Origin of the sequence: Fluviicola sp. (assembly GCF_029266855.1) — a bacterium.
In the GTDB taxonomy this organism is placed as follows: Bacteria; Bacteroidota; Bacteroidia; order Flavobacteriales_D; family Crocinitomicaceae; genus Fluviicola.
Genome location: NZ_JAQSWB010000003.1, coordinates 281,734 through 293,796, shown reverse-complemented (window position 1 = coordinate 293,796; position 12,063 = coordinate 281,734). Strand labels below are relative to the sequence as shown.

Annotated in this window: 10 protein-coding genes; 6 read left to right on the top strand and 4 right to left on the bottom strand. The window is 39.3% G+C overall.

Features of this window, described 5'->3' with window-relative positions:
- Positions 1-7: 7 nt before the first annotated feature.
- Complete coding sequence (gene ssb / locus K0S23_RS09940; protein ID WP_300356730.1) at positions 8-358, bottom strand: single-stranded DNA-binding protein; 351 nt, start codon at positions 356-358, stop codon at positions 8-10.
- A 462-nt stretch (positions 359-820) separates the two neighbouring features.
- On the opposite strand from ssb, the gene K0S23_RS09935 reads away from it, so the two are divergent.
- The 5 genes from K0S23_RS09935 to K0S23_RS09915 are packed head-to-tail and all read left to right on the top strand — an operon-like array spanning position 821 to position 6,172.
- On the top strand, positions 821-1,261 hold the full coding sequence (locus tag K0S23_RS09935) for a hypothetical protein (protein ID WP_300356728.1): 441 nt from the start codon (positions 821-823) through the stop codon (positions 1,259-1,261).
- A 28-nt stretch (positions 1,262-1,289) separates the two neighbouring features.
- Positions 1,290-1,745, top strand: coding sequence for a GyrI-like domain-containing protein (locus K0S23_RS09930; protein WP_300356726.1), 456 nt, complete (start codon positions 1,290-1,292; stop codon positions 1,743-1,745).
- 8 nt (positions 1,746-1,753) lie between these two features.
- Entirely contained in the window at positions 1,754-2,377 is a 624-nt protein-coding gene (locus tag K0S23_RS09925; protein WP_300356725.1) for an NAD(P)H-binding protein, read from the top strand.
- Between the two features lie 42 nt (positions 2,378-2,419).
- Complete coding sequence (locus tag K0S23_RS09920; protein ID WP_300356723.1) at positions 2,420-5,422, top strand: sensor histidine kinase; 3,003 nt, start codon at positions 2,420-2,422, stop codon at positions 5,420-5,422.
- A 12-nt stretch (positions 5,423-5,434) separates the two neighbouring features.
- The gene (locus K0S23_RS09915) at positions 5,435-6,172 is read left to right on the top strand and encodes a LytTR family DNA-binding domain-containing protein (RefSeq protein WP_300356721.1); all 738 of its coding nucleotides are present in this window, start codon (positions 5,435-5,437) and stop codon (positions 6,170-6,172) included.
- Here K0S23_RS09915 and K0S23_RS09910 read toward each other — a convergent pair.
- Positions 6,169-8,313: a type IA DNA topoisomerase gene (locus tag K0S23_RS09910; protein WP_300356719.1), complete on the bottom strand. Its 2,145-nt coding sequence runs from the start codon at positions 8,311-8,313 to the stop codon at positions 6,169-6,171. The genes K0S23_RS09915 and K0S23_RS09910 overlap by 4 nt on opposite strands.
- A gap of 90 nt (positions 8,314-8,403) precedes the next feature.
- Here K0S23_RS09910 and K0S23_RS09905 point away from each other — a divergent pair, with 90 nt between their 5' ends.
- A complete protein-coding gene (locus K0S23_RS09905; RefSeq protein WP_300356717.1) occupies positions 8,404-10,068 on the top strand; it encodes a T9SS type A sorting domain-containing protein in 1,665 nt (554 codons plus the stop codon).
- Positions 10,069-10,192: 124 nt separating this feature from the next.
- On the opposite strand, the gene K0S23_RS09900 is transcribed toward K0S23_RS09905, so the two are convergent.
- Together K0S23_RS09900 and K0S23_RS09895 are read right to left on the bottom strand one after the other, a co-directional pair.
- Entirely contained in the window at positions 10,193-10,699 is a 507-nt protein-coding gene (locus tag K0S23_RS09900; protein WP_300356715.1) for a dihydrofolate reductase, read from the bottom strand.
- Entirely contained in the window at positions 10,696-12,063 is a 1,368-nt protein-coding gene (locus tag K0S23_RS09895) for a CapA family protein (protein WP_300356713.1), read from the bottom strand. Before K0S23_RS09895 ends, K0S23_RS09900 begins: the two co-directional genes overlap by 4 nt.

The window sequence follows — 12,063 nt, the reverse complement described above, 5'->3', positions numbered from 1 at the left end:
ATTCCTATTAGTTATTCTCTTGTTTTTTTCCATTCAACAATACAAACTCGTTGAGTTCAATTTCTGTTGAGAAGCGTTTCTCACCTTCTTTGGTTTCATATGATCGATTGACGATTCTTCCTTCAATAACGACCTCCGAACCTTTATCCAAAACTTTCTCAATGCGATCACACAACCTGCCCCAGGCAATTACCGTATGCCATTGGGTGTTATCCTCCCACTCTCCTTTTTTATTCTTGAAGCGTTCGTTTGTTGCAACTGACAGGCGGATTTTTTTTGCTCCCGAGTCAAAAGTTTGTGCTACGGGCTTTGCCCCTAATCGTCCGATTAAATTCACTTTGTTTTTTAGTGTGTTCATACTTGTTTGTTTTAAACGTTTGTAAAAATTTGATTCGATTGACCTTCAACCGATTGATGATGCAAAGTTGTGGGAGTGGAAAAATCAAACTCGGTTATTAGCTACTTACTGTCGACTATTTTTCACTTACAAGCAATTGAAATCGTTTTTGTAACTGATATTCAATATGTTAATTCACTGAATTTTTTTCAAATTCGAATGATTATATTCGTCTTAATTATCAATCTTCAGACTTTACGTGCCGATCATTTATCCTTTCCCTTTCTCTTTTAGTGATTTTTGGCTGCTCAAACAATCAGAATAAATTGAACGATGAAAAGAATAACAAAGAGAAAGCCTATCAGTTGAGTGATTCAATAACTGATCTCACCGATTTCGATATCCACATTATTCGTGTAAACTAAATAGTCAATTCATTTCGCAGGAAATAATTAAATTCACTTCAAATTATTATTCAACAACATGAAACCATTTGTATTTATCATTTCCTCCATTTTATTGACCGCTTGTTCAACAAGCGAAATCAAAGAATCCATTAATGACGCCGGTGACGCTACGGGTCAAACTGCAGGTGAATTCTTTGAAGGAGCTACAAAAGGTATTCAAAAAGCATTTGATGTAAAAGTCTCCATTGATCCACAGCTAAAAACCAAAGGAATTGAAGTTGGAAAAACACAGGTTGCCAGTGATTCTGCGGGAACGGATAACTTATTGACTGTTTATGTCATTTTCAATCAAAACTTCAAAGGAAAATTAACAGCTAAGGCTTTTGACGATAAAAAGCTGGAAATGGGCAGATCAAGTGTGGAAGTACAAGGAAAAAAGGATGAGGCAAAATATGTGGATTTTCATTTCGATCGGAGAGTCAATCTGGACAGTAAAAATGAATTAGTCATCCAATAAGCGATATATTTCAGAAACAGCATTCATTATGTCACAGCAAAAAGGATTCAAAATTATCGGCATTTCAACAGAAACTTCAAATAAAGATGGAGAAGCTTCAACAGCAATCGGTGCACTCTGGGGACAGTTTATATCAGAGAATTTGCTGGAAAAAATTCCGAATCGTCTCGATTCTGACATTGTCTGCATTTACACCGATTATGAAAGTAATTATACCGGAAAATACACCTGTATTCTTGGTCTGAAAGTTTCTTCCCTGGATCATATTCCTTCCGGATTAGTTGGACGTGAATTCGATGGTGGAAACTTCCAGACATTTTTGGCTAAGGGTGATTTACCCCAGGCTATCATCGACGCATGGCATACGATCTGGAGCCAGGACGACAAATTAAATCGCAGTTATACCTACGATTATGAAGTTTACGATCACAGGTCCCGGTTAGGAGAAGAATCAGAAGTTGAAATTTATATTTCCAAAAAATAGCTAAACTCATGACGATTTGTATTTCAGGAGCCAGCGGACTGGTGGGAAATGAAATTTTGATCCAAATTTTGAATGATCCACAAACCGAAAAAGTGCTCGTTCTCGCAAGAAATCCTCTGGGTTTCGGTCATCCCAAAATGCAAGTTGTACTTGTTTCCTTCGATCAATTGGATCAATTGGAAGTAGCGGAGAAAATAGACGTCGCTTTTTGTGCTTTGGGAACTACTCTCAAAAAAGCAGGAAGCAAGCTACGGCAACAGGAGATAGACAGAGAATATGTTATTTCATTCGGACGTTTCTGCAAAAAAGCCGGTGTAGAAAAAATCGGTATTGTTTCCTCCATCGGAGCAAATGAAAAATCTTCGAACTTTTATTTGCGTACAAAAGGTGAAATGGAGCAGGGAGTTATTCAACTCGGAATTCCACACACCATTTTCATCAGACCTTCGTTTTTAATTGGCCCGAGAAAGGAAAAACGTTTCAGCGAGAAAATCATTCAAGGTCTTCTCTTTCTGATAAGCCCTTTATTAGTAGGCAAAGCAAAAAAATACAGGGGTATTCACGCTTCGAAAGTAGCCCGAAATTTAATTGAGAACACTTTCTCACAAGGAAAAGGTATACACTACATTTAAATCTATCCGGTAAAATTGATTTAGTAGTATTAAATTCGCAATATGAGTCTGAAACAGAAATACCTTTATTACAAACCGGCTTATCGTTTACTTTTTGGTATTACCTGTTTCATCTTCCTTGGGAGCAATTTTGCTCATGCCCAGCTGCTTGGAAAACTGATCGAATCAACTTTAAGCAGCTCTTCTCCTTTTACTATTCGGGTTTACGGTACGGAAGATGGGGTTCCCCAACACCAGGTTTCAACAATGACTCCCGATAAAACGGGAAACCTGATCATTGGTACGGCAAACGGATTGGTGGAGTTCAACGGGCAAACGTTTACAGATATCAATCCCACAGATGAAAGCAGGAAGATCCTTTGCACTAAAATGTTCCTTGATCCAAAATCAAACATTCTTTATGGTTTAAACAACAAGAACAGACTTTTTCAAATATCTCCTGTTACAAAAGGTCTATCAAAAGAAGACAACTTAAACGCGGCTTTTTACCATGACTCTATCATTTATATCAATCAAAAGAAAGAAGTTTGGATTTCCAGGCTTGGTTCAAGGAAAAACCGCTTTATTTCAACAATAGCAAGTAAAGGAGCAATCTGCGGGGTTGGCTTGATTGGCAAAACACCCTTCTATTCCGATTCAACCGGAACCTATTTTTTTCGAAACTCCAAATGGGACAGATTAACCAAGGAAATTTATTACAAAGCAAAAAAAAATCCCTATACGGGCGAAAATTATCTACTTGGTTTCAACCTGGTTTCAATCTTTTATAAAGGTAAACTATTCCCCCAAACGTTTAAAGAAAGTACGGCAGGCGTCCACTTTACCGATATTGCCTTTAGTCCGCACAATGAAATATTTCTCTCTACACACAAAGGGATTTTTTACAAAAACAGTCCTTATTCCCCTTTCGAATCTCAAAATGCCAATTTCCCCAGTAAAATAATCTTGTCTTTGTTCTATAATTCGGAGGAGAATTTTCTTTTTGCAGGAAGTAATGACAAGGGACTTTTACAGCTCAAAGTAAAGCAGTGCTTATCAGTTTATAATGAACCTACATTAAAGGAATCCTCATTCAGTTCAATCATTAAATCTCCTGATAATGGACTAATTGTTTCAGGAACTTACTCTAACATTTTCAAATTTAACCTGAAATCAATTTCATCTTACTATAATTATAAGCACCGTACTGATTTCTCATGTCTTGCAAATATCAACGGGGAAATTTGGGCTGGAACATGGGGAAAGGGAATCCTTGTTCTGAAGAACCGTAAACTTCAACGAATCATTAATAAAGGGTTTTACAAAAAATCAATCCACGCTATTTTTCAGGATCGAAAGAAACGAATCTGGATCGGAAAAGAAGACGGTATTTCATTTGGAGAAACACCATTCAAGCTCAGACCCCTGTTCAAATCATTAAACATCGGGTTTGTGATCTGCTTCTATCAGCTCAGAAACGGAGACATCCTGGTTGGAGGGGAAGATGGGGTTTTCATAATTTCAGAGGATTTAAAACTCAAACGGCAGTTCAGTATCCGAAATGGATTGCATGGAAAAGAAGTGCGTGCATTTTATGAAAAGAAAGACGGCACATTTTATATCGGGACTTATGGCGGTGGTTTGTACTATTGGGATTATAAAAAGCTTCGTCCGCTCAACCGAATGAAAAACTGCTTGCTTGATAATGACATTTTCACCCTGGCACCCGATAATAAGGGCAATTTATACATTTCTTCCAATCATGGACTATATGTTATCAGTGAGCGTAAAATCGAGGATTTCATCTCACACAAAGCTAATTTCTTAATCCCTTTTCGATTAGGGCATGACGATGGCATTTTAAACACCGAATTTAATGGCGGATTCCAAAACAACTATTATACAGGCGATAACAAACATTTCTACTTCCCAACCATCCAGGGAGTTTTAATTAGCTTCTTTAAAGTGCCAAAATACCGGAAATTGAGACCGTTTTTGAAAGAAGTCGTGGTAAATGATAAAATTCAAAAAATCTCAAATCACATTTTCCCACGGAATACACACACCATAAACATCCGATATTATTGCCCCAGTTTTACTCCGTTTTACAACCTGCACTATCAATACAAATTAGTTGGTCCGGACATTAAGGAAGAGTGGAGTATTCCTACTAAAAAAGGAGAAATCAGCTTCAAAATGCTTCCTCCCGGTGAATACAAAGTTTACATGCGTGGAATTGACGGGTTCAATGATCATAACCCGGACGAAATTGTTTATGACTTTAAAATTGAGAAACATATTTATGAAACACTTTGGTTCAGACTCCTCGCTTTCGGATTGGTTTTCTTGCTGATATTCCTGATAACTTATAAACGCATTCAAATATCCAAAGACCAGGAATTAAAAGACAGTGAACATAAAAACACGATGTTCGAACTGAAACTAAAGGCAATTCAAGCTAAAATGAATCCACATTTCATCTTCAATTGTCTGAACAACATTCAATACCTGATTGTCATGGGAAAACAAGAGGAAGCTGAATATGCTTTAAGTGATTTTTCAAGTCTTTTAAGAAAATTCTTACAGCAAAGTGACAATTCATTCATTACACTCCGCGATGAAGTTGAACTATTGAAATCATATATTGCAGTGGAGCGTTTCCGTTTTGAGGAGAGTCTGAATGTGGAAGTAAACATCCCCGAAAACCTACTCCACCTGAAAATCCCGACGCTTTTGATCCAGCCAACTGTTGAAAATGCGATCCTTCATGGCTTGGCACATAAAAAAGGTGATAAAAAATTAATTATTGAAGGATACCAGGAAGGCGACACGATCCTTTTGAAGATTGAAGACAATGGAATTGGCAGAGAGGAAGCCAAACGAATCAATACTTACCGTGCAAATCACATTTCACATGGATGGAATATGGTTCTTGACAAGATCAATTTATTAAAGGCAAAGTATCAATATTCCGTTATCTTTGAAATTATAGATAAACCGGACAACAGTGGAACAACTGTTATTTTTAAAATTCCATTGATGCCCGACGAAATGCTAGAAATTTAATCCTTGAAGTAAGTGAAAGCTCTCATTTTAGATGATATCCGGATAAGTAGAGAAGGTTTGGCAACATTGCTGAATAAGATCGATCCGAAAATTGAAATTGCTGCAAGTGTCGCAACTGTGGAAGAAGCAAAGCAAGTCTTCGATGAGATGAGTATTGATGTGGCGTTCCTGGATATTCAATTACAATCCGGAACCAGTTTCGATTTGGTAGATGAAATCCCTTTTGAAACCAAAGTTGTTTTTATTACTGCCTATGACGAACATGCTATTGCTGCCATCCGAAAAGGTGCATTTGATTATTTATTAAAACCGATTAATTCTTCAGATCTGCGAAATTGTATTCAGCGTATCCAGGATGTGGATGCTCAAACAGCGGATGTCCAGAGCATTCCGTCAAACTCGGATAAAAACGAAGAAAACTTAATCAATTCGGATCTAATCGGGATTACCGGCTTAGATGCAATTATTTTCCTGAAAATTGACGATATTGTTTATCTCAAAGCTGATGGAAAATATACCATGATTCAAACAACCACGGAGCACATTACCAGCTCTAAAAATTTAAAGGTTTTTGAAACAATGCTTCCGGAATCCAAATTCATGCGGGTCCACCACTCATTTTTGCTGAATTTGAAATACATCAAGAAATTTCAAAAGGAATACAACACCCTGGTTTTGGAAAACGGAGTTCAAATTCCGGTATCCAAATCGCGAAAAGACCTATTGATGCAGCGTTTGATGCATGTTTAAAGAACAGTAATATTGAAACTCTCATCCAAGGCGATCGAGCCTTCAATTACCTGGTGAGATCCCGGAATGAGCAAGCCTTTCATTTTTCCTGTTTTTCCTTTGGACACCAAATCAGTAAGCTGCTTTTCGCTTAACTTCTTCCCCAAAAGTTCAAAGGGAACCATAAATCCACATACCTTAAAATTACTGCAGCCTACGCCTTTTTTCCCGGTCATCAGTTTATTAGACTTACATTTCGGGCAATCCAGGTCTTCCATCTGTTGTTTTTCAACCTTCTTACGCTCCTTCTTCTCCTTTACAACTTCAACCGGCTGATCTGTATGCAGCTGAATCCGAACAGGTGCCTGTGAAAAGATCACCTCATCAGTTAATTCACGCACCATAATCATCAATTCACGTTTGAATTGCTCCAGGTCGTATTCTCCTTTTTCAATCAAGCGTAATTTCCGTTCCCATTGTCCGGTAAGCTCTGCACTTTTCAAAAGCTCATTCTGGATCGTATCGATCAATCCCATTCCTGTACTGGTTGGAATCAGATTTTTACGTTTTTTTTCAATGTATTTTCGCTTAAACAAAGTTTCAATAATATTGGCACGTGTAGCCGGTCTCCCGATTCCATTTTCCTTCATCATATCCCGCAACTCCTCGTCGTCGATCATTTTACCGGCAGTTTCCATTGCTCTCAACAATGTAGCTTCCGTATATGGTTTCGGGGGACTTGTTTTTCCCTGGTGAATAAACGGAGCATGCGGACCACTCTCCCCTTCTTCAAAGTGAGGCATGGTTTGTTCCTTCAGCTTTTCATCTTTGCCAGATGCAGCCTCCGTCTTCTGAAGTGATGCTTCTTCTTCCTTTGTTTCCTCCCAAACCACGCGCCAGCCCGGTTCAAGAATCTGTTTTCCGGTAGCTTTGAACTCAATTTGTCCTACCTTACCTAAAACTGTAGTATTCGACACCTTACATTCCGGGTAGAATGCCGCAATAAAACGGCGAACGATCATATCATAGATCTGTTGCTCCGGGTGACTCAAACCACTTGGCTGAACTCCAGTTGGAATAATCGCATGGTGATCGGTTACTTTCTTATCGTCGAAAACAGTTTTTAATTTCGGGATCGGTTTCCCTAAAACAGGTTCGGTAAAACGGGAATAATAAGTTAAGCCTTTCATAATCCCTTCGATCTTGGGATGTAAGTCCTCACTCAAATAAGTGGTATCGACACGCGGATAGGTAACCAATTTCTTTTCGTACAAGCTCTGAACCATTTTCAAGGTTTCTTCCGCAGAATTACCAATCTTCTTATTGGATTCAACTTGCAAAGATGTTAAGTCGAACAAACGCGGATTCCCCTCTTTTCCTTCTTTCTTTTCAAAAGAGGTAATCTCAAAAGGATGTTCTTTCAGGTAAGCCAAACCCTTATCGGCTTTATCTTGTGTTTTTAAACGATCAATAGTTGCAGAGAACTCAGTTTCCCGATAAAGCGTTTTCAATTCCCAATATTCATCTGAGCGAAAAGCATCGATTTCCTTCTGACGATTAACAATCATTGCCAGTGTCGGAGTTTGAACACGGCCAATAGATAAGGTTGCTTTCCCTTGGCCAAATTTCTTCGTGAACAAGCGGGTTGCATTCATCCCCAAAAGCCAGTCTCCAATTGCGCGTGCACTCCCTGCAGCATATAAATTCTGATATTGTTCACCGGTTTTCAAAGCTTGAAATCCTTCGCGAATAGCTTCTTCCGTCAAAGAAGAGATCCATAAGCGCTTGATCGGAACTTTACATTTTGCTTTTGAAAGAACCCAGCGCTGGATCAATTCTCCTTCTTGCCCGGCATCCCCGCAATTAATGACTTCCTCACAAGAAGCAACCAGTTTTTCAATAATGGAAAATTGTTTTTTTACCCCGGAATCATCAATGAGTTTAATCCCGAATTTATCAGGGATAATTGGCAAGTCTTCCAACTTCCAATACTTCCATTTCTCGTGATAATCGTGGGGCTCCTTAAGTGTGCAAAGATGCCCGAACGTCCAGGTCACCCAATAGCCGTTTCCTTCGTAAAAGCCATCATGACGCTGTTTGGCACCAATGACTTCTGCGATATCACGAGCTACGGAGGGTTTTTCGGCGATGCACAATTTCATAAGAACAAAGATAATCGAATTGAAAGTCCAGAAACAAAACCACTTGTTCAAATCTGCTTTTATTTGTAGATTTGGTTAAAAATCTACCTAATGAAAAACTTAACATCTAAATTAATTTCACTTGTCTGTTGCCTTCCATTTTCCATGTTTGCCCAATATGGTTGGATTCGAACGATCAATTCCCCCAGACATGGTTATGCTGCTTCAGCAGATCAAAATGGCCGCTTAAATTTTGGCGGGTGGTTTGAAGGAGCAACCTCTTTTAATCCATCTCACATTGGTGATTCTGCAACATCCATAGAGCCTAATCCTTTCCTTGTCCAATACGACAGTATAGGAAATCTGAACTGGTACAAACATTGGGAATCAAATAATATGGCTTATCTGATTTCGGTTGATACAGATCCAAATGGCAATATTTATGGGTTAGGACAATTTACAAATAGCATTGACTTAGATCCGGGGTCTGCAATTAATTCCACCCCAATTGATGAAGGAGGAATATTCATCTTTAAACTCGATGCTTCCGGAAACTTACTTTGGACCAAGTCGATTCAAGCACCCAATACAGCTGGAGGTTCAATTATTCCGCGACAGATTTCGGTAAGTTCAACCGGAGACGTCTATTTATCGGGTGAGTTTAACGGGTCTTTTGATTGGGATCCATCAACTGGAACACAAACACATGTAACTATAACCGGCAACAGAGCCTTTTTCATTTTACACCTTTCTGCAACAGGTGACTATGTTTGGTTTTCTCAAATCGAATTTGCAGAGGAGTTTAGCAACCAGGTAGCAGGTTTATGTGTAGCAGGAAATGACCAGGTTTATGTAACTGGAAAATTCACGAATACAGTTGACTTTGACCCTTCAGCATCCGTTTCAAATGTAACTGAGCCAGATGGCGCTGCATTTCTTTTGAGCCTGCTTCCAGATGGTTCATTAAATTGGGTTCACACTATTCCGCAAGGTTCCGGCTATGATTGTGAAAGCATTGGTAATTCAGTAGTTTTTGCCGGACAATTCAATACACCCGTTTCCGGATCTTTTGATTTCGATTTCGGGACCGGTGTACAAAATATTGCTTCTGACGGTATAGATGCTTATTTTTTAAGTTTGGATTTGAATGGAAACTTCAATTGGGTTAATTCTATTACTGGCTCAGGTGATCAATCGTGTCGTTCAATTGATCTAAGTGCAAACGGCACTGTGTACGCTTCCGGAAGATTCGAACAAGTAATCAGCTATCCGGATTTAAATTACTCGCTGACTAGTCCCACAACATCAGAATCCTTCATTTGTAAACTTTCGAATACGGGAATCTTTTTGGAACAATTTTCCTTACTTGGAAGTGGAATCACATCGGTTTTCAACATTACACACAGTGCTGCGGGATCAACTTATGTTGGAGGACATTACTCCGGCCAGGCAGACTTGAACATCAACAACAATGTCAACAACTATGCAAGTGCACAAGGAGTGTACAATCCTTTTGCTATTAAATTAGGTGAATTAAACTATGCTGGATTAAACGAACAAGATCAAAGCACCTGGTTTATTTATCCAAATCCGGCTCAAAACGAATTACAATTATCGGAAGTTGATTTTTCTCAACCCGTATATCTTTACGACATCAACGGAAAGCTACTCACAGCAATCTTAAAGCCGACATCTGTTATCAATATAGCAAATTTACAAGCAGGTGCATATTTCATCCAAAACGGTTTGAAACGCAGTAAATTCATTAAAGGTTGAGTTTAAAATACTTTTCACGCGAACCGCATCAATCTGGTGCGGTTTTTTTATTGAGATTCGGTCGTAAGGTCGCTTAAACAAAATGAGGAAATGTTTCAACAATTGTAAGCTGCCTGATACCTGACTATTTTTTGGTATACTTCTTCACCTGAAAACTCACCGCATGCTTCTCATCGGCTTCCTGCTCAAAAACAGTCTCTATCTTCCAATCTGATTCATTAAAGGAAGGAAAGAAAGTATCTGCACCGTAAGTATGATTGACGTGTGTAATGAATAGTTCATCCACTATACCTAAAGCCATTGCTTCCTTGTAGATCTGTCCGCCACCAATAATAAAAACAGTTCGCTCGGTTTCATTTCGATAATGCTCCAGGCAATCTTCCAAAGAAGAAAAAACTACCGCTCCGGGAGCATCATAATCCGAATTCCGGGTTAGAACAGCATTCTCCCGATTAGGCAAAGGCCGGAACCGTTCCGGGATGGAATCGTAATTCTTGCGGCCTGTAACAATGATATGACCGCTTGTAGTTTCTTTAAAAAACTTCATATCTGCCGGCAAATGCCACATCAGATCATTGTTTTTACCTATTCCTCTTTCGCTGTCCATTGCAACGATCAATGATACTTTCATGGAATAACTTTATATTCTGTTGGTGAAATAAACACGAATTTAGGCCGGGCAATAAATGCCTCCGTAATATGGGCCTTTCTTACATCTGATTCCGTTTCAAAATATCCTACAACCCAGTGATATTCACCGTCTGCTCCAAGAACTTTATGGATCAGGGGCTTCAATCCGGAATCAATAATCTCCGCATTCTTAAAAACTTCGTAAGGATATTCCTGGGCATAATACCCTTTCAATAACTTCCCATAATACCCTTCAATAACCGCGTCTCCCGAAACTTTAAACTCTGAAGTTCCTCTGGAGTGTTCTTTAAACAAAGCCCGTGAATCAGAAAAGAATACATCGTATTTTACTTTGGATTCAGCATCAATGAAGCCCGGACGGTATTTGTTGTAGTCAAAATCAGGTAAGATATAAAATGGCTTGACCACTGCCTCCTGTCTTGGATAAACCCATGTAAATACGTGCTCTACTTTCCCAAGGACCGCCTTTCCGGCAATTTTATTCACTTCCGCCATCAGGATCATTCCTCCGTCTTTGGTGCGGTCGCGCTGGTTGGAAACAAAATTCCCCAGTGACCAGGCAGTGAGCTTCTTCTCACCCTTCACTTCTTTCACTTCTACCGGCTGCAAAACATGCGGATGTCCACCAATGACCATATCGGCTCCCTGATCGTAACAGAATTTCTCCCAATTCTTTTGGTATGCGTTCGGCAGGGACTGGTATTCTGTTCCCCAATGCAAAGTACAAACGATTAAGTCCACGTTCATTTCCCTTGCTTTCTTAAAATCAGCCTGCATAACCGCACTATCAATATAATTGATGATCAATGGAGCAGCTACTGACAATCCATTCGTTCCGTAAGTATAATTTAGAATTGCGACGTTCATTCCGTTTTTCTCAATAAGCAAAGGATAATTCGTGTTTCGTTCCTGCTTATTCCGAAAAGTACCGGTATGCTTCACCCCTAATTTATCCAGGACATCCAGGGTTTTAACAACACCTTTCGAACCTCCGTCACAACTGTGATTATTGGCAGTGATAATGACATTAAACCCTGCATCGACCAAACTTTCAGACAACTCAGGCGGAGCTGAGAATTGCGGATAACCTTTATAAGGCTTTCCGGCGTGGGTGACTTCCAAATTCGCAATGGAAATATCAGCGTTTTTTACCAGCGGTTTCACATACTGAAAACAATCGCGGTAATCGTAAGCATCTTTTTTAACATTATATGCTCCGGCTATTTGTCCGCCATGCTGCATGATATCGCCCACAAACAGGAAATTCAAACTGGAGGAATCCGATTGAGCGAATGAAAGGGAAAACCAGAAAATCGTCAGCAGGACACTTAGAAATTTACTCAT